This window comes from Streptomyces sp. 840.1 (genome assembly GCF_003751445.1).
In the GTDB taxonomy this organism is placed as follows: domain Bacteria; phylum Actinomycetota; class Actinomycetes; order Streptomycetales; family Streptomycetaceae; genus Streptomyces.
Genome location: NZ_RJUU01000003.1, coordinates 780172 through 806270 on the forward strand (window position 1 = coordinate 780172; position 26099 = coordinate 806270).

The 26099-nt window shown below is 71.3% G+C and carries 23 protein-coding genes; 13 read left to right on the plus strand and 10 right to left on the minus strand.

Features of this window, described 5'->3' with window-relative positions:
- The first annotated feature begins 20 nt into the window (after positions 1 to 20).
- Positions 21 to 908, plus strand: a complete 888-nt coding sequence (locus tag EDD93_RS35965; protein WP_123530604.1) for an oxygenase MpaB family protein — start codon at positions 21 to 23, stop codon at positions 906 to 908.
- A gap of 51 nt (positions 909 to 959) precedes the next feature.
- Here the strand turns inward: EDD93_RS35965 and EDD93_RS35970 are convergent, their stop codons facing one another.
- Positions 960 to 2132 (minus strand): ROK family protein, encoded by a 1173-nt coding sequence (locus EDD93_RS35970; protein ID WP_123530606.1) that lies wholly within the window; start codon positions 2130 to 2132, stop codon positions 960 to 962.
- 109 nt (positions 2133 to 2241) lie between these two features.
- On the opposite strand from EDD93_RS35970, the gene EDD93_RS35975 reads away from it, so the two are divergent.
- The 7 genes from EDD93_RS35975 (at position 2242) to EDD93_RS36005 (ending at position 9743) form a co-directional block, all read left to right on the plus strand.
- Positions 2242 to 3285, plus strand: a complete 1044-nt coding sequence (locus EDD93_RS35975; protein WP_123530608.1) for a hydroxyacid dehydrogenase — start codon at positions 2242 to 2244, stop codon at positions 3283 to 3285.
- Complete coding sequence (locus EDD93_RS35980; RefSeq protein ID WP_123530609.1) at positions 3282 to 4727, plus strand: sulfatase; 1446 nt, start codon at positions 3282 to 3284, stop codon at positions 4725 to 4727. Before EDD93_RS35975 ends, EDD93_RS35980 begins: the two co-directional genes overlap by 4 nt.
- The gene (locus EDD93_RS35985) at positions 4724 to 5977 is read left to right on the plus strand and encodes an extracellular solute-binding protein (RefSeq protein WP_123530611.1); all 1254 of its coding nucleotides are present in this window, start codon (positions 4724 to 4726) and stop codon (positions 5975 to 5977) included. Before EDD93_RS35980 ends, EDD93_RS35985 begins: the two co-directional genes overlap by 4 nt.
- A gap of 79 nt (positions 5978 to 6056) precedes the next feature.
- Positions 6057 to 7016 carry a carbohydrate ABC transporter permease gene (locus EDD93_RS35990; protein ID WP_123530613.1) on the plus strand — a complete coding sequence of 320 codons (960 nt, stop codon included), beginning with the start codon at positions 6057 to 6059 and terminating at the stop codon, positions 7014 to 7016.
- Entirely contained in the window at positions 7013 to 7861 is an 849-nt protein-coding gene (locus tag EDD93_RS35995) for a carbohydrate ABC transporter permease (protein ID WP_260256104.1), read from the plus strand. The genes EDD93_RS35990 and EDD93_RS35995 overlap by 4 nt, the downstream gene beginning before the upstream one ends.
- Positions 7858 to 8781, plus strand: a complete 924-nt coding sequence (locus EDD93_RS36000) for a Gfo/Idh/MocA family protein (protein WP_123530615.1) — start codon at positions 7858 to 7860, stop codon at positions 8779 to 8781. The genes EDD93_RS35995 and EDD93_RS36000 overlap by 4 nt, the downstream gene beginning before the upstream one ends.
- Positions 8778 to 9743 carry a formylglycine-generating enzyme family protein gene (locus EDD93_RS36005; protein WP_398906283.1) on the plus strand — a complete coding sequence of 322 codons (966 nt, stop codon included), beginning with the start codon at positions 8778 to 8780 and terminating at the stop codon, positions 9741 to 9743. The genes EDD93_RS36000 and EDD93_RS36005 overlap by 4 nt, the downstream gene beginning before the upstream one ends.
- Positions 9744 to 9761: 18 nt before the next feature.
- Here the strand turns inward: EDD93_RS36005 and EDD93_RS36010 are convergent, their stop codons facing one another.
- Positions 9762 to 10649: a polysaccharide lyase gene (locus EDD93_RS36010; RefSeq protein ID WP_123530617.1), complete on the minus strand. Its 888-nt coding sequence runs from the start codon at positions 10647 to 10649 to the stop codon at positions 9762 to 9764.
- A gap of 516 nt (positions 10650 to 11165) precedes the next feature.
- On the opposite strand from EDD93_RS36010, the gene EDD93_RS36015 reads away from it, so the two are divergent.
- Positions 11166 to 13166, plus strand: coding sequence for a PQQ-binding-like beta-propeller repeat protein (locus tag EDD93_RS36015; RefSeq protein WP_123530619.1), 2001 nt, complete (start codon positions 11166 to 11168; stop codon positions 13164 to 13166).
- A gap of 26 nt (positions 13167 to 13192) precedes the next feature.
- Here EDD93_RS36015 and EDD93_RS36020 read toward each other — a convergent pair whose 3' ends face one another.
- Positions 13193 to 13849 carry a TetR/AcrR family transcriptional regulator gene (locus tag EDD93_RS36020; RefSeq protein ID WP_123530621.1) on the minus strand — a complete coding sequence of 219 codons (657 nt, stop codon included), beginning with the start codon at positions 13847 to 13849 and terminating at the stop codon, positions 13193 to 13195.
- An 88-nt stretch (positions 13850 to 13937) separates the two neighbouring features.
- On the minus strand, positions 13938 to 15770 hold the full coding sequence (locus EDD93_RS36025; RefSeq protein WP_123530623.1) for a long-chain fatty acid--CoA ligase: 1833 nt from the start codon (positions 15768 to 15770) through the stop codon (positions 13938 to 13940).
- 168 nt (positions 15771 to 15938) lie between these two features.
- Here EDD93_RS36025 and EDD93_RS36030 point away from each other — a divergent pair, with 168 nt between their 5' ends.
- Complete coding sequence (locus tag EDD93_RS36030; protein WP_123530625.1) at positions 15939 to 16670, plus strand: MerR family transcriptional regulator; 732 nt, start codon at positions 15939 to 15941, stop codon at positions 16668 to 16670.
- Between the two features lie 51 nt (positions 16671 to 16721).
- Here EDD93_RS36030 and EDD93_RS36035 read toward each other — a convergent pair whose 3' ends face one another.
- The 4 genes from EDD93_RS36035 to EDD93_RS36050 are packed head-to-tail and all read right to left on the minus strand — an operon-like array spanning position 16722 to position 22485.
- Positions 16722 to 18893: a 3-hydroxyacyl-CoA dehydrogenase NAD-binding domain-containing protein gene (locus EDD93_RS36035; RefSeq protein ID WP_123530627.1), complete on the minus strand. Its 2172-nt coding sequence runs from the start codon at positions 18891 to 18893 to the stop codon at positions 16722 to 16724.
- 31 nt (positions 18894 to 18924) lie between these two features.
- Positions 18925 to 20139 carry an acetyl-CoA C-acetyltransferase gene (locus EDD93_RS36040; protein ID WP_123530629.1) on the minus strand — a complete coding sequence of 405 codons (1215 nt, stop codon included), beginning with the start codon at positions 20137 to 20139 and terminating at the stop codon, positions 18925 to 18927.
- A 43-nt stretch (positions 20140 to 20182) separates the two neighbouring features.
- Positions 20183 to 21325 carry an acyl-CoA dehydrogenase family protein gene (locus EDD93_RS36045; protein ID WP_123530631.1) on the minus strand — a complete coding sequence of 381 codons (1143 nt, stop codon included), beginning with the start codon at positions 21323 to 21325 and terminating at the stop codon, positions 20183 to 20185.
- Positions 21325 to 22485 (minus strand): CaiB/BaiF CoA-transferase family protein, encoded by a 1161-nt coding sequence (locus EDD93_RS36050; RefSeq protein WP_123530633.1) that lies wholly within the window; start codon positions 22483 to 22485, stop codon positions 21325 to 21327. The genes EDD93_RS36045 and EDD93_RS36050 overlap by 1 nt, the downstream gene beginning before the upstream one ends.
- Before the next feature lie 204 nt (positions 22486 to 22689).
- Between EDD93_RS36050 and EDD93_RS36055 the strand changes: the two genes are divergently transcribed.
- On the plus strand, positions 22690 to 23880 hold the full coding sequence (locus EDD93_RS36055; RefSeq protein ID WP_123530635.1) for a trans-acting enoyl reductase family protein: 1191 nt from the start codon (positions 22690 to 22692) through the stop codon (positions 23878 to 23880).
- Positions 23881 to 23989: 109 nt separating this feature from the next.
- Here EDD93_RS36055 and mmpA read toward each other — a convergent pair whose 3' ends face one another.
- Together mmpA and EDD93_RS36060 are read right to left on the minus strand one after the other, a co-directional pair.
- Positions 23990 to 24133 carry a morphogenic membrane protein MmpA gene (gene mmpA / locus EDD93_RS39825; RefSeq protein WP_185092629.1) on the minus strand — a complete coding sequence of 48 codons (144 nt, stop codon included), beginning with the start codon at positions 24131 to 24133 and terminating at the stop codon, positions 23990 to 23992.
- Between the two features lie 79 nt (positions 24134 to 24212).
- Positions 24213 to 24890: an endonuclease V gene (locus EDD93_RS36060; RefSeq protein ID WP_185092630.1), complete on the minus strand. Its 678-nt coding sequence runs from the start codon at positions 24888 to 24890 to the stop codon at positions 24213 to 24215.
- Between the two features lie 89 nt (positions 24891 to 24979).
- On the opposite strand from EDD93_RS36060, the gene EDD93_RS36065 reads away from it, so the two are divergent.
- Together EDD93_RS36065 and EDD93_RS36070 are read left to right on the plus strand one after the other, a co-directional pair.
- Positions 24980 to 25273 (plus strand): YciI family protein, encoded by a 294-nt coding sequence (locus EDD93_RS36065; RefSeq protein WP_123530639.1) that lies wholly within the window; start codon positions 24980 to 24982, stop codon positions 25271 to 25273.
- Positions 25274 to 25407: 134 nt separating this feature from the next.
- Positions 25408 to 25824 (plus strand): SsgA family sporulation/cell division regulator, encoded by a 417-nt coding sequence (locus EDD93_RS36070; protein WP_123530641.1) that lies wholly within the window; start codon positions 25408 to 25410, stop codon positions 25822 to 25824.
- Positions 25825 to 26099 lie beyond the last annotated feature (275 nt).

Genomic DNA, 26099 nt, shown 5'->3' on the forward strand with positions numbered 1-26099 from the left:
CCGGACAGGGAGGGCGCACCATGGGCCGATACAGCCGTCTGCACGAGATTCGCCGGATGGATCCGGCGCGCGACTACGCCGAGATCCTCCGCCTGATCTCCCAGTACGAGTTCCCCTGGGACTACCGGCAGGGGGTGAGCGTCGCCTTCCTGCGGGATTACGGCATCCCCCGGATCTCCGTGCTCCTGGACCGGACCCAGGAGTTCGAACGGGCCGGGCAGAAGCGGTACGACGACACGGTGCTGATCGGGTACGAGATGGCCGCCGACGGATTCGACTCGGAGCGCGGGCGGGCGGCCGCGCGCCACCTCAACCGGATCCACGGCAAGTACCGGATACCCAACGAGGACTTCCTGTACGTCCTGGCGACCACCGTCGTCGGGCCGAAGCGCTGGATCGACCGCTTCGGCTGGCGCCCCCTGTGCCGGGTGGAGACCGAGGCGCTGACCGAGGTGGGCCGGAAGATGGCCGCGATGATGGGCATCGAGGACGCGCCGGACACCTACGAGGGGTTCGAGCGGCTGCTGGACTCCTACGAGGAGCGGATGTTCGCGTACGACCCGGCGAACCGGCGGGTCGCCAACGCCACGTTCCGGACCATGGCCGCCTGGTACCCCCGCCCACTGCGCCCGGTGATCGCACGCTTCTCGCTCGCCCTGCTGGACGAACCGCTGCTGCGAGCCCTCGGATTCCGCGCCCAGCCCCGCTGGGCCCGCTCGGCGGCCGCCGCATCGCTGCGGGCCCGCTCGCGGTGCGTGCGCCTCCTCCCGGCACGGCCCCGCTGGCTGCCCTCACGCCCGCAGCCGCGTTCCTACCCCTTCGGCTGGCGGCTGGACGACCTGGGCCCGCACTGGGCGGGCAGCCGCCCCCTGGAGCCGCTGCCCGACGAGACGGCTGCCGCCGCCTGAACCGTGCCGGGCGGCGGCGGGCGCCGCACCTCGGCGGCGCCGGCGACCGGGTCAGCCGACGGTCGCCGCGCTCGGCGAGTCGCCGGGGGCGGCGTCGGACGTGCTGGCGGTGAAGAGCTGAGCCAGCACGGTGTAGGCGGCGCCGGACGCGTGGTCGAACGGGCCCGTCGCGGTGAGTTCCAGCGTGGGGTGCGGCGTGGCGCTGTGGGCGTAATGACCGCGGAACACCTGTTCCGTGCGCGCCGTGAGCGCCGGAATGTTCATCTCCGGCGTGAACGCCATGACGACGCCCTCGGGGCCGAACATCTTGGCGGCGTTGGCCGCGGCGGCGCCGAGCCGGTCCGCAGCGCTCTCGATGACGTCATCGCCTCCGGCGAGGCCGTCCGGCGCCACCCCGCGCCTCTCCAGCTCGCGCTCGATTCCCCAGCGGCTCGACCAGGTCTCGAGGCAGTCCTGCGCTCCGCAGTGGCAGGGACGCTTACTGCCGGTGCCGACGCAGGAATGGGCGAATCCGCCCGCGGTGCCGTTGAAGCCGCGGTGAATGCTTCCGTTCACCACCACGGAGGCACCGAGGCTCTCCCCGACGCTGAAGATCACGAGGTTGCGGCCGCCGGGCCCTCCATCGAAGAGCAGCAGACCGGAAGCCACGGAGTTGACGTAGCTGTCGATGACGACCGGGGTGTCCATCAGGGACGCCAGCCGGCGCCGGAACGCGACGTTCTCCCAGCCCATCGAACCGCTGTGCCTCACTATCCCGCCCTGCTGGTCGACGACACCCGACACGGCGACCCCGACCCCGACGAGCGTGGCCGAGGCCCTGCTCGCGGTCGTGAGGCGCACCGCTCGGGCGATGGTGTCGGCCGCATCCTCGGGCCGCGTGGAGGTGAGCTGCTCCTGATGCGAGGCGACGACGTCGCCGCGCATGTTGACCAGCACCACATAGGCCTCGGTGCTCGACAGCCTGACCCCGGCGGCGAGCACTCCGTCACTGCTCAGATCGAGCAGCCGGGCGGGCCTGCCTCCGGTACTGCGGCCCGCCTCGGTCTCCGCGAGCAGCCCGGCGCCCAGCAATCGGGCCGTGATGCCGGTGACGGTGGCCGGGCTCAGCCCCGTCTCGACCGCGATCCGCGCTCTGGCGACGGGGCGGCGCACCCGCACGGCATCGAGGACCAGGGCTTCGTTGATCTCCCGGATCAGGGCTTTGCTCCCGGCGCGTGGCTTCATGACTGACGTTTCCTCCTAATGATCCAGCGGACAGGCGCCCCGTAGAGCGAGGCCCAGTGTAATTTATTCGGTCATTGACAGAAGTTATACGCTGGTTAGCTTCCACACCATGAATGACCACCTCGGAGCGGGTCAGGGGCATCGCCCCCAGGGCCCGCCCATCCGGATTCACCTGAGCGTCGCGCCCGCGGAACGGCGGGCGTTCTTCCCGGCGCCGACGCTCGGCGCGCTGGCCGCTCTCGGCGAGATCACCGAGAGCGAGCCGCTCGCGCTGCACACGCCCGACGAATTCGGCCGCGCCCTCGACGGTGTGCAGGTACTCGTGACCGCCTGGGGGTTCCCCCGGCTCGACGCCACCCGCCTCGCACTCGCCCCCGATCTGCGGTTCGTCATGCACGCCGCATCCTCGATCCACTGGCTGGTGGGCGACGACTTCTGGGCCACCGGTCTGCCCGTCTCGCAGGCGGGAGCGGCGATGGGTCCGGCTGTGGCGGAGCTCTCCCTCACGCTGACGCTGTCGCTGCTGCGTCGCACCCACCGCCTCGATCACGCCCTGCGGTCCGGCCAGGACTGGGACACGGCCAGGGAGACGGGGCGCGGGCGCGAGATCAGCGGGGCGCGCGTCGGCGTTGTCGGCGCGTCCCGCACCGGCCGTCACTACATCCGCATGTGCCGGGCGCTCGGCGCCGATGTACGCGTCCACGACCCCTACATCCCGCCCGGCGATCCACTCACCGAGCTCCGCACCGGGCTGGCCGAGCTGCTGGCCACCAGTGACGTCATCGCGGTGCACGCACCCGCCACCCCGGAGACCCACGGAATGATCGGTGCCGGGGAGATCGCGGCGATGCGGGACGGGGCGCTGCTCGTCAACACCGCCCGGCCCTCGGTGGTGGACATGGACGCGCTGTACGCGGAGGTCGCCTCGGGGCGGATCGACGCCGCGCTCGACGTGTTCGCCAGCGAGCCGCTGCCCGTCGACGACCGCTGGCGCGGCCTGCCGAACGCCCTGCTGACGCCGCACATCGCGGGCGCGACCGCGGACTCGCGCCGGCGCGCCGGGCGGATCGTCGTGGAGGAGATCCGCCGCCACCTGACGGGACAGCCTCTGGAACACGCACTTACGCGCGGCGACTTGGCGAGGATGGGATGACCCGGACCACGGCACGCAACGTCCTGCTGATCCACTGCCACGACCTCGGACGCTTCCTCGGGGCGTACGAGGTCCCCACGGTCGTCACCCCTCATCTGGACACCCTCGCCGCCGAGTCGGCGCTGTTCGAGTCGGCGTTCGCCACCGCACCGCACTGCAGCCCCGCCCGAGCCTCCCTCTTCACCGGCGCCTATCCGCAGACCAACGGCGTACTCGGCCTCACGCACGACCCGTTCGGATGGGACCTCACCGATCCGTCGGCCCACGTCGCGAGCAGGCTGGCGGCCGCCGGCTACACCACCGAACTGATCGGTGTGCACCACGAGTCCAGGGTGCTTCCGGACGAGATAGTCGCTGAACGGCTGGGGTTCGACCGGGTGCGTTCCGGCGGCGACCGGGACACGGTCGTCGAGCGGACCGTGGACGCCCTCGACCGGGCGGCCGTGTCGAACGCTCCCTTCTATCTTCAGGTCGGCTTCCACGAACCGCACCGCACGCCCGCGCGCGACGACCGCCCCGGCGTGATGGGCTTCCTCGGCGACACGGTGAGCCCGGACAGCTCCCTCGGGATCACCGTCCCCGCCTATCTCCAGGACGACGCGGGAGCCCGCGAGGAGATCGCCGAACTGCAGGGAGCCGTACGCCACATGGACGAGGGTGTCGGGCGGGTCCTGGCCCGCCTCGACGCGCTCGGCCTGAGCGACGACACCGTCGTGGTGTTCACCACCGACCACGGCCTGGCGCTGCCCGGCGCGAAGTGCACCCTCTACGACCCGGGCCTGGAAGTCGCCCTCCTCATCCGGGCGCCCGGTCGCGAGCAGTGGCCGGGGCGCCGCGTCGTACAGATGGCCAGCCATGTCGACGTACTGCCCACCCTGCTCGAACTCGTGGGCCTGCCCGCTCCCGTGGGCCTGCCGGGCACCAGCCTGGTGCCGGCCGTGGAGAGCGGCACGGTGCCGCGGACCCACACCTTCGGCCAGCTCACCCACCACATCTACTACGACCCCAAGCGTTCGGTCCGCTCCACCTCGCACAAGCTGGTCGTCAACTTTGCCAACGCCCCGCGTGCCATGGACCCCACGCAGTCCTGGGTGCGCCGCAGCCTCCCGGCCGACCTGCGGGGGCCCACGGTGGAGACCAGCCCGGTCGTCGAGCTGTACGACCTCGTGCGCGATCCCCACGAGCGTGACAACCGCGCCGATGACCCCGCATACGCCGGCGTTCGCGGCGAGCTCACCCTCGCGCTGTCGCAGTGGATGCGTGACGTCGACGACCCGCTGCTGACCTCCCCGCCCCTGCTGGGCCGCCATCAGGACGCCCTCACCGTGCTGGCCGGCGCCGCACCTCACGGCGGATCCGCCACTCCGCGCGACGCATCCACGACCGGCCCTCGCTCGCTCCCCGGCAAGGCCGTCGCACAACGAGAGAGAGAACGAGCATGAGCACACGACTGCTTCGCTGCGCGGCCGTCGCCGCGGCCGCCACTCTGACCGCCTCCGCCTGCTCGGCGTCGGGCGCCGGCGACGGCAGGTCCGAGGTCACGGTGTGGATGTACCCGGTCATCAAGGACGAGGCCGCGAGCAAGAAGTTCTGGGAGCGGACGGAGTCCACGTTCGAGAAGTCGCACCCGGACACCGACCTGAACATCGAACTCCAGACCTTCGACAAGCGCGACGCGCAGATCTCCGCCGCCCTCGCCGCGGGCACCGGCCCGGACATCGTGCTGATCACCCCCGACCAGGCCGCCACCTACAACAAGGTCCAGGGGCTGCTGCCCGTCGACGACGCCGTCGCCGCCCAGCGGGGCGCGTTCTTCCCCGAGACCCTCAAGGCCGCCACCATCGACGGCAAGCTGTACGGCGTACCGGTCTTCCAGAACATCAACAGCACCGCGTACAACACGAAGATATTCGCCGACGCCGGGCTCGCCCTCCCCAGAACCTGGGACGACGTGCGTAAGGCCGCGCCGGTGCTCGCCAAGAAGGGCATCGCCGTGATGGATTACGCCGGCAGCCCCGAGCAGACGCTGAACCTCTCCTTCTACCCCCTGCTCTGGCAGGCCGGTGGCCGGGTCTTCAGCGGCGACGGCAAGGACGTGGCCTTCGACTCCGCGGCGGGGGTCTCGGCCCTTCAGTTCCTCGTCGGCCTCAAGAAGGCGGGCGGCCTGCCCGCCGACGCCGCCACCGAAGGCCCCGCCGTGCAGGGCGCCCCCATAGCCGCCTCCAAGGTCGCCATGCGGCCAGTCACCTCCCTGCCGGAACTCGCCCAGATGCGGGCGGCGCTGGGCGCGAAGAACGTATCGCTCGGTCCGCCCCTCCAGGGCAGGGTCCGCGCGACCTACGGCAACCCCGGCCTGCTCTCCCTGACCTCCATAAACAAGGACGAGAACCGGGACGCCGCCTACGACGTGCTCGCCTACCTGAGCTCGCCCACGGTGCAGAAGTCACTCAACACGGCCGCGGGCAGCTTCCCCACCCGCACCGACGTCAAGGCACCCGACACCGGGCCTGACTACCAAGTGCTCAACGAAGCGCTTCAGTTCGCCAATCCCGGTGAGTCCTCGCCCGCCGCGCGCCAGGTGATGGCGGCGCTGGCGCCCAGCATCCAGGCGGCACTCGGCGGCGACCTCTCGCCGGAGAAGGCCCTGGACAAGGCGGCAGGGGAAGCACGCGAGCTGCTCTCCCGGTCCTGACACAGCCAGTGCGGTGAGTCCGGCGCCCACCCATGGAACCGGACTCACCGGCCCGTCTTCTCCACACCGATAGGTCGCCATGTCCGTGCACACCCCGAGCCATGTCTCGGAGCTTCGCAAGATCCCTCCCCCGGCAACCCCGGCCCCGTCCCCGGACGGTCTCTCGGCCCGTCGTCGGCTGAAGCGCCGGGAGGCGACGACGGGCATCCTGTTCGTCCTGCCGACGGTCGTCATCTTCGCCGTGTTCAAGTTCCTGCCCATCGCGGGTGCCGGTGCCATGAGCCTCACGCGCTACCGCCTCAACGGAGACGTGTCGTGGCTCGGGGCCGACAACTACACCCGCCTGTCCTCGGATCCGCTCTTCTGGAAGAGCCTCGGAGTGACTGCGACCTATGTACTGATATTCGTGCCGCTCATCATCCTGGTCTCCCTCGGCGGCGCCCTGCTCCTGAACAAACTCGTGCGATTCCAGGGCACGTTCCGGGCCGTGCTCTTCCTGCCGTATCTCAGTTCCTTCGTGATGGCCGGCATCATCTGGTCCTGGATCTTCGCCTCGGACGGACCGCTCAACGCCGCGCTCGGGGGGCTCGGCCCGGTGCCGTTCCTCTCCGGTGACCAACTACTCGTTCTCTCATGCCTCGCCCTGGTCTCGGTATGGAAGGGGTTCGGCTACTCGATGCTCGTCTTCCTCGCCGGCCTGAAGGCGCTGCCCGCCGAGGTGCACGAGGCGGCACGGCTGGACGGTGCGAGCAGCCGGCAGGCCTTCCTGCACGTGACGCTGCCACTGCTCAGGCCCGTGCTCTTCTTCGTCCTCGTGATCGAGACGATCACCGGCTTCCAGGTGTTCGACACCATCTACGTGATGACCGGCGGCGGCCCCAACCGGGCCAGCAGCAGCCTCATCTACTTCCTCTACGACGAGGGCTTCAAGTTCCTCGACTTCGGCTACGCGTCGGCGATCGGCATGGTCCTCTTCGCCATCGTGCTCGTCCTGTCCCTCGTACAGCGACGGTTCATCGAAGAGAAGGAGACCCCGTGACCACGCCGCCCGCCGCACTCGGCATCCGCCCGGACGCCCGCCCGCCCCGCAGGTGGCTGCCGGCCCTTGCCCTCACCGTGATCTCGCTGTTCACCGTCGGACCGCTGCTGGCAGTGATCGTGCTCGCGCTGTCGCCCGAGGACGCTCCCACCCTGCCGCAGGCGATCCCCGACTCACTGACCTTCGACAACATCACACGGGTCTTCGAAGTGGGTGACTTCCCCCGCTGGCTGCTCAACTCCTTCGTCTATTCCGTCGTCTCGGTCGTGGTCATCCTGCTCACGTCCTCCATGGCCGCATATGCCCTGGTGCGCAAACGGTTCCCCGGGCGCAACGCCCTGCTGTGGGCGATCGTCGCCACGCTGATGGTGCCGATGCAGGCCACCCTCATCCCGACGTTCATCCTCGTCGCACGCCTGGACGGGGTGAACACGCTGTGGGGACTGATCATGCCCACCCTGGCCAATGCTCAGGCCGTCTTCCTCATCCGGCAGTTCGTGCGTGATCTGCCCGACGAACTGTTCGACGCGGCGCGTATCGACGGCGCCGGCGAGTGGCGCACATTCACCCGGATCGTGTTGCCGCTGATCCGGCCCGTCCTCGCGACGCTCGCCATCTTCGTCTTCCTGTGGCACTGGAACGACCTGCTGTGGCCCCTGGTCGTGGGCCAGACGGACGAGGCGCGCACGCTGACAGTGGGACTCGCCACTCTGCACACGGAGACGGTGTCGACCGCGGGCATCATGTCCGCCGCCTGCATCAGCTTCCTTCCCTGCCTGGTGATCTTCGTGGTGCTGCAGCGGCACATCGTCGCCGGAGTCGTCTCGTCGGGGGTGAAGGGATGACGTCCGCATCGACGCCCCCGCCCCTGCGGCTCGGGCTCATCGGAGTCGACTCCCCGCACGCGCCGTCCTTCACACGCCTGTTCGGTGACGGCGTCACCGGCGCCGTGCCCGGCGCCACCGTGACAGCGGCCTGGAAGGGGGTGGCGGCCGCAGACTTCCCCCTCGGAGGCGACCGCGTCGATGCCCTGGCCCGCGAGGTGACGGAGCTCGGAGTTCCCCTGTGCTCCACCCCCGACGAGGTCGCCGAGCGCTGCGACGCGCTGTTGATCGTCGCCGCCGACGCCCGCACCCACCCCGGTTACTTCACCCGGCTCGCGCCGTTCGGCAAGCCCGTCTACGTCGACACACGATTCGCCCTCGCGCTCCGCGACGCCCGCGCGATGCTGGCCACGGCGCGTCGCCACGCCTGCCTGCCCCTGGCCGGCTCACCGAAACGGTTCACGCCCGAGTTCCGGCAGGCCCTCGGCTCCGGCGACGTCGACCGGCTCGACCTGACGGGTCCCCTGCCCACCCAGCCCGGCCACCCGTTCCTGGCCTGGTACGGGGTACACCTGGTGGATCTGGCGGTCGCGGCCCTCGGGCCGGAATGCGTCGAGGTCGACGCCACGGACGCCGGGCGCACGAAACTGACCTGGGCCGACGGACGGATCGCGACCCTCGGCGGCGACACGGAGTGGTCACCGTTGACGACCGGGCACGTCAACGGCCGGGGCGGCGGGCCCACGTTCGCCATCGAGGCCGGACCGGCCATGCTGACCGGGCTGCTCACGTCGATCGTCGAGAGCTGCCGGACGGGCGTCCCGAACGTCCCCGGGTCCGAAGTGCTCGCCATCGTGGCCATCGTCGAGGCGGCCCACCGCAGCCGTTCGGCCGGCGCACCGGTGACGATCCCCCGCCGGCCCGAGGAGGCCCTCCCGTGACCGGTAACGCCTCGTGCTGCGCCGCGAGCCGGGCGGCCGGGGCGCAGCCACCGCCGGCGCCGGGGCCCCGGCCGGCCACGCGCGACCTCGACGGACCTCCGGAACCGTCGTACAACGGCATGGCTCTGCTGCCCGGCGGCAGCTTCCTGATGGGGACCGACGACGGCCGGGGCTACCCGGCCGACGGTGAGGGACCGGTGCGGGAGGTCGAACTGCCCCCCTTCCGTATCGACACGACGGCGGTGACGAACGCCGCGTTCGCCGAGTTCACCGGGGCGACCGGCTGGATCACACTGGCGGAGCGCTTCGGCACCTCCTTCGTGTTCGCCGCGTTCCTGCCCGAGCACCCGCGCGGAGCGCGTCCGGTGCCGGGGACTCCGTGGTGGTACCAGGTGCCGGGCGCGGACTGGCGCAGGCCCGAGGGCCCCGGCTCGGGACTGGCCGGCCGGATGGACCACCCGGTGGTCCACGTCACCTGGCGGGACGCCCGCGCCTATGCCAGATGGGTGGGCAAGCGGCTGCCCACCGAGGCCGAGTGGGAGTACGCGGCCCGCGGCGGTCTGGTCCAGGCCCGCTATCCGTGGGGCGACGAGCGCGAACCCGGCGGTGTGCACCGGATGAACGTGTGGCAGGGCGAGTTCCCCATCCGCGACAGCGACGCGGACGGCTACCTGGGCACCGCTCCGGCGAACGCGTTCGAACCCAACGGGTACGGCCTGTACAACACCTGCGGCAACGTATGGGAGTGGTGCTCCGACTGGTTCCACCCCAGCTGGCACGCCACCGGTCCGCGGACCGCTCCGGCCGGGCCGCCGAGGGGTGAGCGCAAGGTGATGCGCGGCGGCTCCTACCTCTGCCACGAGAGCTACTGCTTCCGCTACCGCGTGGACGCACGCAGTTCCAACACACCCGACAGCAGCTCCGGCAACATCGGATTCCGCTGCGTCGCCGGCACCGGCTGAGCGGCGGCCCGGTAGGCGTCAGCCGAGGCGGGTCACGGAGACGGAGTCGTCGTACACGTCGACGACCGAGACACCCGTGGGGTAGTCGCGGCCCTTCGCGGGGTTCCACGACGGCCGGTAGATCCCGGTCTTGAAGTAGGGCTCGTTCGGCTGGTGGTAGTTGTTCTCGCCCGAGTCGTCCACGAGCTGGGTGCCGTTGCGGCACACCCGCAGCGCCCCTGGATGGGTGGGGGTGGACCAGTCGATGTCGAAGGTCCAGTTGTTCCAGACGCCGCGCGTGACCGGGCCCAGGGAGTACGCCCGCCGCACGGGGGTGGTGTCGTCCGGGTCCGCCAGGTTGAACACGCTGAGCAGCCACTCGGAGTTGCGCACCGAAAGGGCGATGGGCGGGTTGGTGTCCGAACCGTCGGACAGTGGTTTGCCGTGCCACTGGGCGAGGATCGTGTCGTAGTTGGACCATTCCCAGTCGGCGGGCAGGAAGTCGGAGAAGCTGAACCGGTAGGCGCCGTAGCCCACCGCGTCGTTCGCCACCTCGGACCGCCACGACTTCCCGTCCCCGGGGACGGTGAACCGGCCGGAGCCGCTCCCGTCCAGGACGGGTGAGGTGGCCGCCCTGATGGAAGCGGTGGCATCGGCGCCGTCGTAGCGGTGCTTCACGAAGCCGAAGTCGGGGGCCGTTCCCTCGAATCCGTCGCTGAAGACGGTTGTCCCGTTGACGGGGTCGGCGCAGCCGGCCGGAAGGGCCGATGCCTGTCCGGATGCGCCGTCGGCGGGCGGTGCCAGGGCGAGCGTGCCCCCGACGAGGACGGCGACGCAGCCGAACCCCGCGCTGCGCGAATTGCGGTGGCCCTTCGCCCGGCGCGTGCCGTCCGGGCCCGGAGTGGTGGCAGTGGGCGTGATTGTCATGGAGCTCTCTTTCCACGAGGTGCGCAGGGTACGGGCCCGTTGCGGCGGTGAACCGGCGCGTTGTTGCGGGAGGCGGTGAGCGCGGCCGGCGGCCTCGGCCTCGTGGCCGGGCCCCCAGGGCCGACGGGCGGCAAGAAGCGGCGCCGCGGACCTGTGGGAACGACTGAAGGAGTCGCAGGAGCAGCCGCGTGCCCCCTGTCGCCCGGCGGCCTGTCCGAGGCTGCGGGGCGTTGGCAGCGGATGCTTGCACGGTCGGTGAGAGCCGGTCAATGCCCTTGCGACGTATCGGGGATGTGGCTCGGGAGCTGATATCCGTTCACGCTTTTGTCATTGACAAAAGTTCGACGGACTGGCAGGTTTCCGCTCCAGGCAGCGCAGTCGCCCCGACAGCCCGCCTCTCTCGTACCCGGTGCCCCAGCAGGCCACAGGCGTCCGCCACGAACCCCGTCCCCCGGCAGCTCCGCCAGATCGCCGCACCCCCGCCACGAGCACACCGCCGAACATCGAGGAGTTCCCATGCACCAGTTCCCGTCACCGAGCAGGCGCCATGTCCTTCGGCTCGCCGGTGCGGCCGGGCTCACCACAGCGGCGGCCGTGCTGGCCCCGCAGGCCTCGGCCGCCGGTGCGCGCACCACCATCACCGACCTGGGGCCCGCCGTCGTCCAGTTCTCCCTGATGAGCGGCCTGCTGATCGGCGACACCGTCTACATCGGCTCCCGCAACCTGAGCCCCGCCCGCGTGATCGGCTTCCACCTGCCGACCCGCAGCGTGACCTCACGGACCGACCTGTCGGCAGGTTCGACGGTCTCCGCTCTCGCCGCTGATCCGACGGGCCGTTACCTCTACGCCGGCGTGCTGTCCAAGAAGAAGGGCGATCCGAACCTCTTCCGGTGGGACCTGACTAGGACGGACGAGGCCGCCGTGCCGCTGGGGCTGACCGGGAGCGAGACGGACATCCGCGATCTGACCGTCGCACCGGACGGCAAGGTCTACTCGGTGGGCGGCCTCCCCGGCGTCCCGCCCGCCCTCTGGGAGTACGACCCGGCCACGGGCGCTCTGACCAGCCTGGGAGTGCCCGATCCGAAGGCCACCCTGGCCAGGGCCGTCGTGGCCACCGGGAGCACGGTCTTCTTCGGGGCGGGAAGCGTGCTGTCCGGCGGCGGCGACGCGAGCAGGGCATCGCTGTTCGCCTACGACCGCGCCGCGAAGACGTTCACGTCCATCGTGCCCAGGGAGTGCGAGGCCGACCCCTCGCTGCGCGAACTCGCCGTCGCCGGGGACAAGCTGGTGATCGGAACCTCCGCCTCGGGCAGCCCGGCCAAGCTGGCCGTGATGGACCTGGACGACTACTCCTCGTACACCGTGGTGACCGCCGGGGGGAACATGGTCAAGACCATGGCCGTCGAGGCGACGTCCGTCTATTTCACCGACGAGACGGGCGCGCACGTCTACTCCCTGACGACCGGTGAGATCACCCGCGTCGACGCCGGGGGCCTCGACCTGGGCGAGGTCTGGGGCGTCGATCACCGCGACGGCACCCTGGTGGTCGTCTCCGCCTACGGGTTCGTGGCCGAGATCGACCTGGCGGCCCGTACCTCGGTCGTCACCGACCTCGGCGCGGCCGGTGCGCCCGCCGGGCCGCAGCTGGGGATGGGGATCGCCGCGGGAGGGGGGTACGTGTACACCGGCGGCACCGGCACCATCGCCCGCCACGACGTGCGCACCGGCGAGGTGGTCAAGTTCCGCGTCCCCGGTGAGGCGAAGGACGCGGACGTGGTGGACGGTGTGCTGTACACCGGCCAGTACAACGCGCAGGGGATCTGGTCCTACGACCCGGCGGGCAAACGGCTCCCCCACCAGGTGGCGAGCTTCGCCGCCGAACAGAACCGCCCCCTGGACACCTGCTGGGACCCGTACCACCGCCTGCTGCTCGTCGGTGTCCAGTCCGACACCGAGGGAGGCGGTTCGCTGTGGACGTACGACCCGGGGAACGGCCGGTCGGCCATCCACGTCAACCCCGTGGACGAACGCCAGCTCATCAGGGCGGTCGCGACCCGGCAGGGGGTGGCGTTCCTCGGCGGCGACAACCTCCAGGGCCAGGGCCCCCGCGCCACGGTGGTCGCCTTCGACCCGCGCAGGGGACGGGAACTGTGGCGCCTCGACCTGGACCAGAAGGGGGGCATCGCCGCGATGACCGTCCTGGGCCGGAATCTGTACGGGCTCTCCAGGCGCGGCGAGTTCTTCGTCATCGACCTCCCGCGCCGGCGGGTGGTGCACACCGCCGACCTCAAGGACATCTCCCCCGGATTCGCGGCAATGGTCACCAACAGGGGAACCGTGTACGGGGTGTCGGACACCACACTGTTCCGGTTCGACCGGAAGACCTTCGCGGCAAGCACCGTGGTGTCCGGCATCAACGGAGCCTGGTACAGCGGCCCGCACCTGAACCACGACGAGCACGGACTCCTCTACACCCTGCGCGGTACGAATCTGGTCCGGATCGACGACCGGCACTGACCATGCCCCGGCGCGGGCCGGACGGCTCAGCGCAGCCGGGGGCCGTCCGCCGAAGGGATCGCGATCAGCGGCACCAGGTAGCTGCGGGCGAACGTCCGCAGCTGCTCGTCGTCGTCGAGTTCGAAACAGCTGACCGGGTTGAGCAGAAAGGAGACCGTGATCCGCACCATCAGCTCGGCGACGGGGGTCGGGTCGGTCTGCGGCCGCCCCTCCGCGCGCCCGGCCTCGCGCAGCCGGCCCGCCACGTAGCCGCGCATCGCGATCAGGGCGGGTCCGCTCTCCACCGTCAGGAACGGGAGCATGATCTCCGGTTCCAGTCGCAACAGGCCTCCTACCAGGGGGTGTTCGCGGATGTGGCGGAGGACGGTCACGAAACCCTCGACGATACGGTCCTCGGTGGTGGGCAGCGGGGCGACCGCCCGGTCCACCTCCACCACGAAGCGGCGGTACTCGCGCAGCAGGCAGGCGGAGACCAGGCTGTCCTTGTTGCCGATCCGTCGGTACACGGTCACCCGCGAGACCCCGGCCCGCTTGGCGACGTCGTCGACGGTGGAACGCCGCAGCCCGAAGGTCATGAACTGCTCGCGCGCGGCGTCGAGGATCTGCTCGTTCAGGGCGTCGGAGGGCGGCGTCCCGTCGAGCGCGCCGGCCAGCAGCGCTTCGTCCGTGCTCCGTGCGGCCATGGGCCCTCCCCGCTCTGCGCCGGTTCGGCTCCACCCTAGGGCCTGTCGTCAGACTGCCGTCCGCCGCGCGTACCGACAGCCGGCGGGCTCACGCGTCCTGGCCGGGCTCCGGCCGGTACAGCGCGGCGATGGCCTCGGCGTACCTCTCGCCGATCACCGCGCGCCGCAGTTTCAGCGAGGGGGTCAGCTCGCCGCTCTCCGGGCTCCACTCCTCCCCGAGCAGGTGGAAGCGCTTGACCTGCTCGGTGCGGTTGAGCCGGGCGTTGGCCGCCGCCACGGCGCGGGCGGCCTCCTCCCGGACGGCCGGGTGGGCGGCGAGTGCGGAGGTGTCCGCGTCGATGCCCCGGGCCGCCGCCCAGGCGGGTGCCGTCTCGGGGTCCAGGACGAGGAGGGCCACCAGGGAGGAGCGGCCGTCGCCGTGGACGAGGGCCTGGCCGATCAGGGGGTGTTCCTTGAGGGTGTTCTCGACGAGTGCCGGGGAGACGTTCTTGCCGGTCGAGGTGACGATCATTTCCTTCTTGCGGTCGGTGAGCCAGAGGTAGCCGTCCTCGTCGATCCGGCCGATGTCCCCGGTCGGGAACCAGCCGTCCGCGTCCAGCGCGCCCTCCACGGTGCCGTCGGCGCGCAGGTATCCGGCGAACACCGTCTCGCCCCGGACGAGGATCTCCCCGTCGTCGGCGGTCCGCACCTCCACGCCCTCCAGGGGGCGGCCGACCGATCCGAGCCGGAAACCGGACGGGCTGTTCGTGGTGCAGACGCCCACCGTCTCGGTCAGCCCCCAGGCGTCCATGATCACGATTCCGAAGCCGGCCCAGAAGCGGACCACGTCGAGCGGCATCGGTGCGGACGCGCTCGCGGTCCACACCAGCCGGTCGAAGCCGGCGAGGGCCAGCACCGGTTCGAGGACCGTCTCCCGGGCCTCCCGGTAGGCGGTTTCGAGCGCCGGCGGCGGCGTTTCGCCGCGTTCCCGGCAGGAGATGTGTGCGCGTGCGGTCTCCCCCGCCGCCTCGGTCTCCGCCCGCCCCTCGGACGGCAGCGCCGCCCGCACCGCGGCGGCGAGCTTCTCCCAGACCCTGGGAACGCCGAAGAACTGGGCCGGGTGCAGGGTGCGTGCCGTGGCCGCGACGGACGAGGGGTCGGGGCAGAGGTGGACGTGCGAGGCGCGGAAGACCGAGAGGTAGATGCCCAGCATCCGCTCCGCGATATGGGCGAGGGGCAGGTAGCAGATGTGCTCGACGTGGGGCGGGAGTTCGACGACGGCGTCCAGCGCCATCGCGTTGCGGACGACGGCCCGGTGGGTGATCGGGACGGCCTTCGGGTCGCCGGTGGTGCCGGAGGTGTAGACGACGGTGAGCGGGTCGTCGGCGCGCACTGCCTGCCAGGCCCGTTCGAAGGCCTCCGGGCGGTGCAACCGGGTGCCGGTGGCGTGGAGCGAGCCGTACGTGCGGTGGGGTCCGGCCTCGGCGGCCGCCACGACGACCAGGCGTTCCAGCCGCACGGTGGCGTCGGTGAGCAGCGGTTCCCACAGCTCCCGCTCGCGGCCGCCCTCGACGAGCGCGAACCGGGCGCGGCTGTGCCGGGCGATGTGCGCGATCTGCCCGGGGGCCGAGGTCCCGTACACCGTGACGGGGACGGCGCCGAGGTGGGTGAGGGCGAGATCGGTGAGCCAGTGCTCGGGGCGGTTGCCGACCATCATGAGCACCTGTTCGCCGCGCCGTACGCCCAGCGCGGCGTATCCGGCGGCCAGGACCGCGACCTCGCGCCGGACCTCCTGCCAGGTGAGCGTCGTCCACTCGTCGCCGTCGCCGTTCGCGCGCCACGAGAGGGCCGGGCGGGCGCCGTGGTCCTCGGCGTTGCGCCGGAGCAGAGCGGGGAGGGTGAGCTGATCGGGGTCTGCGGGGAGCCGCAGGATCGTGGTCACGGCCGCCTCCTGTCGCCTTCGGCCGACCGGGCGGGCCGGCGCCCGGGGTGGATCGCGCTTCGCTGCTGCCGGACACTTTCACAACAGTGGTGAGACAGCAATACTGTTGAACCTGATCGACGCACACGCCCGGCAGTCCAGCCGCGGGGCCGGACACGAGGAGCAGAGATGGCGACCGGGACCGAGGAGCCGACGCTCACCGTCGACGAGCTGGCCGCCCGCGCCGGGGTGACGGTGCGCACGGTGCGCTTCTACAGCACCCGGGGGCTGCTGCCGCCGCCGGTGATCGGGCCGCGCCGGGTCGGGCACTACGGGCACGACCACCTCTCCCGCCTCGCGCTGATCGAGGAGCTCCAGCACCAGGGGATGACGCTCGCCGCGATCGAACGGTATCTGGAGCAGCTGCCGCCCGATCTGAGCGCGCAGGACCTGGCGATCCACCGGGCGCTGGTGGCCTCCTGGGCACCGGACTCGGCGGAGGACGTGACCCGGGCGGAGCTGGAGCGGCGGGCCGGGCGGACGCTGACCGGGCAGGATATCGACCGGCTGGCCGCGATGGGCGTGCTGGAGCGGGCCGATCCCGGCGAGGACCCCTACCGGGTGGATCCGGGGCTGCTGCGGCTCGGGGTGGAGCTGCTCGACGTGCCGATCGCGCACGAGACGATCCTGGCCGCCCGTACGGTCCTGCTGGAGCACACCCGTTCGGCCGCTCACGAGCTGACCCGGCTCTTCCGCGACGAGGTGTGGAGCCCCTACCGGGAGCGGGAGTCGGACCCGGAGCACGTCAAGGCGATGAAGTCGCTGTCCGCGCACATGCAGCCGATGGTGCTCCAGGCACTGGTGACCGCCTTCCAGCGGTCGCTGAAGGAGGAGCTGCGGGCCGCGTTCACCGATGGGTGAGGCGGGCCGGTCGGGTCCGGCCCGGGTGGGCGCGGCCCGCAGCGCGGCGTGTCAGTCGTGGAAGGTCTCGCCCTTCTCCGTCTTCGCCACCAGCAGCGCGGGCGGCAGGAAGCGGTCGCCGTAGCGCTCGGCGAGCTCCCGGGCGCGGGCCACGAAGCCGGGCAGGCCGCCCTCGTACCCGTTGATGTACTGGAGCACGCCGCCGGTCCACGGCGGGAAGCCGATGCCCATGATGGAGCCGATGTTGGCGTCCGCGACGGTGATCAGGACGTGCTCCTCCAGGCAGCGGACGCTGTCCAGGGCCTCGGAGAAGAGCATCCGCTCCTGCATGTCGGTGAACGGGATGTCCGTGTCCGCCTTGGTGAAGTGCTCGCGCAGGCCGGGCCAGAGGCGGGTGCGCTTCCCGTTCTCGTCGTACTCGTAGAAGCCCGCTCCGCCGCTGCGTCCCGGGCGGCCGAACTCGTCGACCATCCGGTCGATGACCGAGTCCGAGGGGTGGCCCGCCCAGCTGCCGCCCGCCTCCTCGACGGCCCGCCTGGTCTCGTCGCGGATCTTGCGGGGCAGGGTGAGCGTCAGCTCGTCCATCAGGGAGAGGACCTTGGCCGGGTAGCCGGCCTGGGCCGCGGCCTGCTCGACGGAGGCGGGCTCGACGCCCTCGCCGACCATCGCCACGCCCTCGTTGATGAACTGGCCGATGACGCGCGAGGTGAAGAAGCCGCGTGAGTCGTTGACGACAATCGGGGTCTTCCTGATCCGGCGGACCAGGTCGAAGGCGCGGGCCAGGGCCTCGTCGCCGGTCTTCTCGCCCTTGATGATCTCGACGAGCGGCATCTTGTCGACGGGCGAGAAGAAGTGCAGCCCGATGAAGTCGGCCGGGCGCGAGACCCCTTCGGCCAGGGCGGTGATGGGCAGCGTGGACGTGTTGGAGCAGAGCAGCGCGTCGGGCTCGATGACGTCCTGGATCTCCTGGAACACCTTGTGCTTGAGCTCGGTGTTCTCGAAGACGGCCTCGATGACGGCGTCGCAGCCGGCGAGGTCGGCCGGGTCGCCGGTCGGGGTGATGCGGGCGAGCAGTTCGTCGCGCTTCGCCTCGGTCGTGCGGCCCCGGGAGAGGGCCTTGTCGAGCAGCTTCTCGCTGTAGGCCTTGCCCTTGGCGGCGGCTTCCGGGGAGACGTCCTTGAGGACGACGTCGATCCCCGCGCGGGCGCAGGAGTACGCGATGCCGGCGCCCATCATCCCGGCGCCGAGCACGGCCACCTTGCGGACCTGGCGCTCCTCGATGCCCTTGGGGCGGCTGGCGCCGGAGTTGACGGCCTGGAGGTCGAAGAAGAAGGCCTGGATCATGTTCTTCGAGACCTGGCCGGTGACCAGCTCGGTGAAGTACCGGGCCTCGATGGTCAGGGCGGTGTCGAAGTCGACCTGGGAGCCCTCGACGGCCGCGGCGAGGATGTTGCGCGGCGCGGGCATGGGCGCGCCGTTCAGCTGCTTCTTCAGGTTGGACGGGAACGCCGGCAGGTTGGCGGCGAACTTGGGGTTCGAGGGGGTGCCGCCGGGGATCCGGTAGCCCTTGACGTCCCAGGGCTGCTGGGACTCGGGGTTCGCCTCGATGAAGGCGCGGGCCTTGTCGAGCATCTCCTCGCGGGTGGCGGCGACCTCGTGGACCAGGCCGTTCTCCAGAGCCCGCTGCGGGGTGTACTGGGTGCCCTGGAGGAGGACCTTGAGCAGCGCGTCGGCGATGCCCATGAGGCGTACGGTGCGGGTGACGCCGCCGCCCGCGGGGAGCAGGCCGAGCGTGACCTCGGGCAGGCCGATGCGGGAGCCGGGTGCGTCGAGGGCGACGCGGTGGTGGGAGGCGAGGGCGATCTCGTAACCACCGCCGAGGGCGGCGCCGTTGATGGCGGCGACGACGGGTTTGCCGAGGGTCTCGATGCGGCGCAGCGAGCGCTTGATCTCGGTGCCGGTGTCGAAGGCCTGCTGGGCGTTCTCGGGCCCGACCCTGATCATGTCCTTGAGGTCGCCGCCGGCGAAGAAGGTCTCCTTGGCGGAGGTGTAGATGATGCCCCGGATGGTGTCCTTCTCGGCCTCGGCGCGCTCCGCGACGGCCGCGATGGAGTCCTTGAAGGCCTGGTTCATCGTGTTGGCGGACTGGTCGGGGTCGTCGAGTACGAGGGTGACGACGCCGGTCCCGTCCTGTTCCCAGCGGATGGTCGTGCTCTCGGTCATGTGTCTGTCTTCTCCGTAGGAAGGGGGACGGTCAGAGACGCTCGATGACGGTGGCGACGCCCATGCCGCCGCCGACGCACAGGGTGGCGAGGCCGTAGCGCTGGTCCCGGCGCTCCAGTTCGTCGATGAGGGTGCCGAGGATCATCGCGCCGGTGGCGCCGAGCGGGTGGCCGAGCGCGATGGCGCCGCCGTTGACGTTGATCTTGTCGAGGGAGAGCCCCATGTCCCTGGCGAAGCGCAGGACGACGCCGGCGAAGGCCTCGTTGATCTCGACGAGGTCGATGTCGTCGATGGTGAGCCCGGCCTTGGCGAGTGCCTTGCGGGTGGCGGGCGCCGGGCCGGTGAGCATGATGGTGGGCTCGGAGCCGGAGACGGCGGCGGAGACGATCCGGGCGCGCGGGGTGAGGCCGTAGCGCTCCCCGATCTCCTTCGAGCCGATCGCGACCAGGGCCGCCCCGTCGACGATGCCGGAGGAGTTGCCCGCGTGGTGGACGTGGTCGATCTTCTCCACCCAGTGGTACTTCTGCAGCGCGACGGCGTCGAAGCCGCCCATCTCGCCGATGCCCGCGAACGACGGCTTGAGCGCGGCGAGTGAGTCGGCCGTGGTGCCGGGCCGCATGTGCTCGTCGTGGTCGAGGACGACGAGGCCGTTGCGGTCCTTGACGGGGACGACGGAGCGCGCGAAGCGGTTGTCCTTCCACGCCTCGGCGGCCCGCTCCTGCGACAGCGCGGCGAACTCGTCGACGTCGCGGCGGGTGAAGCCCTCGATGGTCGCGATGAGGTCGGCGCCGACGCCCTGGGGGGCGAAGCCGGTCTCGTAGTTGGTCATCGGGTCCATCGCCCACGCGCCGCCGTCGGAGCCCATCGGGACCCGGGACATCGACTCGACGCCGCCCGCGAGGATGAGGTCCTCCCAGCCCGAACGGACCTTGGCGGCTGCCAGGTTGACGGCTTCCAGGCCAGAGGCACAGAAGCGGTTCTCCTGGACGCCGGCGACGGTGTCCGGGAGGCCGGCCGCGATGGCGGCGATGCGGGCGATGTCGGAGCCCTGGTCGCCGAGCGGGCTGACCACGCCGAGGACGATGTCGTCGATGGCGGCCGGGTCCAGGCCGGGGAAGCGGCTGCGGATCTCGTGGATCAGGCCGACGACGAGGTCGATCGGCTTGGTGCCGTGCAGGGCGCCATTGGCCTTGCCGCGGCCGCGCGGGGTGCGGATCGCGTCGTAGACGAATGCTTCGGTACTCAAGACAGCTGCCTTTCGGGGGTGGTTGTCAGCGCGGTGCGGGGGCTCAGGCGAGCAGCGAGCGGCCGATGATCTCCTTCATGATCTCGGTCGTTCCGCCGTAGATGGTCTGGATGCGGCCGTCGGTGAACGCCTTGGCCACCCGGTACTCCGTCATGTAGCCGTAGCCGCCGTGGAGCTGGAGGCAGCGGTCGGCCACCCGCTTCTGCAGTTCGGTGGCCCACCACTTGGCCATCGAGGCGTGCACGGCGTCGAGCGTCCCCTGCGAGTGGTCGACGATGCACCGGTCGAGGAAGGCGCGGGTGACGGCGCACTCGGTGGCCATCTCCGCGATCTCGAACCGGATGTGCTGGAGCTTGGAGAGCGGGCGCCCGAAGGCTTCGCGCTCCTTGACGTACTCGGTGGTGATCTCCACCAGGTGCTCGGCGGCGGCGATCCCGGCGACCGCTATGCCCATGCGTTCCTGGGCGAGGTTGGTCATCAGGTGGATGAAGGCGCCGTCGAGCTCACCGAGGAGGTTCTCCTTGGGCACCCGGACGTCGTTGAAGAACAGCTCGGCGGTGTCCTGGGACTTCTGGCCGATCTTGTCGAGGTTGCGGCCGCGCTCGAAGCCCTCCGCACCCCGCTCGACGACTATCAGCGAGAGGCCCTTCGCACCGCCCTGCGGGGTGGTCTTCGCCACGACGACGACCAGGTCGGCGAGGATCCCGTTGGAGATGAAGGTCTTGGAGCCGTTGAGCAGCCAGTGGTCGCCCTTGTCCTCGGCCGTGGTGCGGATGCCCTGGAGGTCGGATCCGGCGCCGGGTTCGGTCATGGCGATGGCGGTGATGATCTCGCCGCTGCAGAAGCCGGGCAGCCAGCGGCGCTTCTGCTCGTCGGTGCCGAGGCCGGTGAGGTAGGGGCCGATGATGTCGTTGTGCAGACCGAGCGCGAGCCCTGCGGCGCCCGCCCGGGTGAACTCCTCGGCCAGTACGGCGCTGTAGCGGAAGTCGGCGTTGCCGCCGCCCCCGTACTCCTCGGGCACCGCGAGGCCGAGCAGCCCCTGCCGGCCTGCCGCGCGCCAGGCCTCGCGCGAGACGATGCCGTCCTGCTCCCACTGCTCGTAGTGCGGGAGCACCTCCTTGGCCAGGAAGGTGCGCACGGCCTCGCGGAACGCGTCGTGCTCGTCGGTGAAGATCTGCCGCTGCATCAGTCGGTGGTGTCCTTCCGGATGGTCCGCAGGGCCGGTACGTCCCAGTCGGCGGCGACGTCCTCGGTGTCTGCGCCCGGGAGCGCCGGGCCGCTGTGCACCGAGGCGGGCGTGGCCGAGAAGCGGGGCGCGGGTGCGGGCTGGGTGAGTCCGCCGTGTTCGACGAAGGTGGCGCGGGCGGCGAGGTGCGGATGGTGCGGTGCCTCGCGGAGCGAGAGGACAGGCGCCACGCAGGCGTCCGAGCCGTCGAAGACCTCGGTCCACTCGGCGCGGGTGCGGGTGCGGAACCGGGCGGCGACGACCGCGCGCAGTTCGTCCCATTGGGAGAGGTCGCCTCGGTCGGGCGCCGTCTCGGCGACGCCGAGCAGTTCGGTGAACTCGGCGTAGAACCGCTGTTCCAGCGGGCCGACCGCCATGTACTGGCCGTCGGCGGTCTCGTAGGAGCCGTAGAACGGGCAGCCGCCGTCCAGCAGGTTGGAGCCGCGCCGGTCCTGCCAGCCGCCTGCCGCCAGCATCCCGTGGATCATCATGGCGAGGTGGGCGGCGCCGTCGACGATCGCCGCGTCCACGACCTGGCCCGAGCCGCCGGGGGTGCGGGCGTGCTGGAGGGCGGCGAGGACGCCGACGACGAGGTAGAGCGAGCCGCCCGCGTAGTCCCCGAGCAGGTTGGCCGGGACGGTGGGCGGCTCGTCCGGCTTGCCGATCATGGAGAGGGTGCCGGTGAGGGCGATGTAGGCGATGTCGTGCCCGGCCCGCTCGGCGAGCGGCCCGTCCTGGCCCCAGCCGGTCATCCGCCCGTAGACGAGGCGCGGATTGCGGGCCAGGCAGGCGTCGGGGCCGATTCCCAGCCGTTCGGCGACGCCCGGCCGGTAGCCCTCGATGAGGATGTCGGCGCGCCCCACCAGGTCCAGGACCGTGTCCGGGCCGCCCTCGGCCTTGAGGTCGACGAGGACGGAGCGCTTGTTGCGGTTGGTGAGGTCGTGGGCCGGATCGATGCCGAGTCCGGCGCCGCCGGGCCGGTCCACCCGCACCACGTCGGCGCCCAGATCGGCCAGGAGCATCGCGGCGAACGGACCGGGCCCGATGCCCGCCAGCTCGACCACCCGTACTCCGGCGAGCGGGCCCCGCGGGCCGTGCGCACCGTTCCCTGCTGTTGCCATCAAGCCCCCAGCGGTATGACACAACTGATGTAACACCGATGATGCTAAGAACCGGCCGCCCTCCGCACAACCCTTTCGCCCGAGCAAGCGCTTAGTTCTTTTCGGCCGATCCTCCCCCACGAAACCCTCCCGGCCGCACACCGCCACGTCCACCTCCGCTACCCTCTGGCTGCTACATCGGCGCCGGCCCGTGCGGAGGCACTCGTGAACAGGCAGAACGGGGCACAACGCCCCTATGACGTAGTCCTCTTCGGCGCCACCGGATTCGTGGGAGCCCTCACCGCCGAATATCTGGCGGCTCACGCGCCGCAGGATTGCCGATGGGCTCTGGCGGGCCGCAATCGCGCCAAACTGGAGCAGTTGCGCAATCACCTCACCTCTCTCCGTCCGGACTGCGCGGACATCCCCCTGCTGCACGCCGACGCGGACGACGCCGGGTCGCTGCGCGAACTGGCCGGGTCCACCCATGTGGTGGCCACGACGGTCGGCCCGTACGTCTGGTACGGCGAGAAGCTGGTCGCGGCCTGCGCCGAGGAGGGTACGGACTACGCGGATCTCTCCGGCGAGCCGGAGTTCATCGACCGGGTCTACCTGGAGCACGACGCCAGGGCGCGCGAGACCGGCGCCCGGATCGTGCACGCGTGCGGCTTCGACTCCGTGCCGCACGACCTCGGGGTGTACTTCACGGTCCAGCAGCTGCCCGAGGGGGTGCCCCTGCGGATCGACGGATTCGTCCGCAGCAACGCCGCCTTCTCGGGCGGTACGTTCGCCTCGGCGCTCAACTCGATGGGCCGGGGCCCGCAGATGCTGCGCGCCGCGCGCGAGCGCAGGCTGCACGAGCCGCGCCTGGTCGGCCGCCGCGCACGCGCCCCGATGGGCGGGCCGCGCTTCAGCACGGAGACGGGGACCTGGGCCCTTCCGCTGCCCACGATCGACGGGCAGCTCGTGAAGCGCTCGGCCCGCGCGCTGCCCCGCTACGGCCCGGACTTCCGCTACCGCCACTACGCCTCGGTCAAGCACCTGCCGGTGGCACTGGGCGGCACGGCGGCGATGGGCGCCCTGCTGGGCGCGGCGCAGCTGCCGGCCGCACGGACATGGCTGATGAACCGGTACGAGCCCGGCTCGGGCCCGGACGCGGAGCGCCGGCAGCGCAGCTGGTTCACGGTGCGCTTCGTCGGAGAGGGCGGCGGCCGCCGGGTGTTCACCGAGGTGTCGGGCGGCGACCCGGGCTACGGCGAGACGGCCCGGATGCTCGCGGAGTCCGCGCTGTGCCTGGCGCTGGACGAGCTGCCGACGGTGTCGGGGCAGGTCACCACGGCCGTCGCGATGGGCGACGCGCTGGGCGAACGGCTGCGGGCGTCCGGGCTGGGCTTCCGGGTGGCGGCGGTCCGCTGACGCGCCGCCAGGGCCTGTCGTCGAACTGCCGTCCGCCGGGCGACGCCATGCACGCACTCTCGCCGCACCGGCCGTCCTTCGGGCAACGACGGCACTTTGACGACACGCCCTAGAGGAGCCACGAGGCGAGGGTGTAGAGCATCGCTCCGGCCCAGACGAACGCCACCGCACCCCCGATCAGCATGCCCGCCGCGGCGCGGCGCTGAGCGGGGTGGAGGGGTGCGGTTCGGGTGGGTGTGCGAGGTACGTTCATGTGTCCAGAGTGCCGACCATGATCGTCAAACGCTATCCGTACGGATACTCAGACACCCTCGCCGCCTCCCGCGCCGCCCTCAGGCGGTCGCCTCGCGCAGCGCCCGCCGGCAGAGCGCGTCGGCCCGGCGGGTGGTCTCGGGCTGGCGGAAGTCCCGGGCCAGCAGCAGGGTGTGTGCGCAGGCGTTGTCGAGGCCGGTGCGGTGGCCGACGGAGACGAAGACCGGTTTCGTGCCGTCCTGGGTGCGCAGCGCCCGGCCCACCTCCTCGTCCCCGTCGAGCAGCGGTGAGCGGTCGCCGCGGCGCGGGCCGGGCTGTTCGTACGAGAAGGTGAACGGGTTCTTCGCGACGCCGATGACCGGCAGCCCGGTGAGCACCCCCAGATGGCTGGCGAGCCCGAAGCGGCGGGGGTGCGCCAGCCCGTATCCGTCGCAGACGACGAGGCCGGGGTCGACCGGCAGGGACTCCAGCGCGGTGAGCACCGTGGGGATCTCGCGGAAGGCCAGGAGTCCGGGCACGTACGGGAAGGTGACCCGGCCGGCGGCGGTGGACTCGGCCACCACGTCCAGGGTTGCCGCGTCGAGGACGACGGCCGCCGCCACGACGATGTCGCGCTCGTCGTCGTAGGCGACGTCGACACCTGTCACCCGGCCGGTGCCGGGCGGCGGCCCCGGCTCGTCGAGCACCACGCGGGCGCGCAGGGAGTCCTGGAGGGCGCGGGCCGCGGCCTCGTCGGCGGGCATCCGAAGAGTTGTCATGGTGGCGACCAGCTTAGGTCTTTCGTTCGGGGCGGCGGCCGCGTCGCCCCTGCCCGCAACCGCCCCCGGCCTCCCGTAGCCTGGAGATCATGTTCGTACTTGAGCTGTCCTATTCCGCACCGCTGGACCGTGTCGACGCGCTGATGAAGGAGCATGCCGACTGGCTCGACACGCAGTACGCGGCCGGGGTGTTCATCGCCTCCGGCCGCAAGAACCCGCGGGACGGCGGAGTGATCCTCGCGGTCGGGGACGACCGGGCCGCCATCGAGCGGCTCACGGCGACCGACCCCTTCGCCGTGCACGGAGTCTGCGCGTACCGGATCACGGAGTTCATCGCGACCAGGACCTCGGAGGCCCTCGCGCCCCACCGCCAGCAGTTGTGACCGTGCCTCTGCGGGGCCGGTGAGCGGTGAGCGGTGACGCAGCTCACGCGGTCCCCCGGTGCACGGATCGGCGGCCTCCGTCGTCTGTATCAGTGCCGGGAACCCGTTCATCCGGTCGCGAGAGGGAGCAGGTCTTGTCCATCGTTATCGAGCAGTCCGTGCAGGCCCGCATGGTGGCGTCCGCGCCGCAGATGGAGACACTTCCCGCCGTCCTGAGTTACGACCGCACGGACCCCTTCGCGATCCGCATGGCCTTCCCCGCACCCGCGACGCTGGAGGGCACCGAGGTGGCCTGGGAGTTCTCCCGGGAGCTGCTCGCGGAGGGCACGGACGCGCCGGCCGGCCTGGGTGACGTCCGGATCAGGCCCTTCGGCTACGAGCGCACGGTGCTGGAGTTCCACGCCGCCGAGGGCATCGCGATGGTGCACGTACGCACCGCCGACCTGCGGCGGTTCCTGCGGCGGACCCAGCAGCTGGTGCCCGTCGGCGCCGAGCACCGGTTCCTGGACCTGGACCGGAGCCTGACCGACCTGCTCGGCGGCTCCCGCTAATTAGTTTGCCCCGCCACCCGGCCGGGCGTAGCGTCTGCGCTGTCCCTGTCGTCGCCGATCGGAGCAGGACGTTGCTCGTCTGAGGTCTTGAGACACCGCGTCGCACGCCGTGCCATGTCCCCACATGCCCGCGTGCCCGAGTGTGACCTCGGCTCTACGAGCTGTCCTCCGCGACCAGGGCTTTCCTCCACATTTCCGGAATCCGGAATCCTTCCGTGGAACGCCGGTGGCCGGTGTCTCGATCCCGTTGCCCCCGACCTTCCTCGCAACCGGGA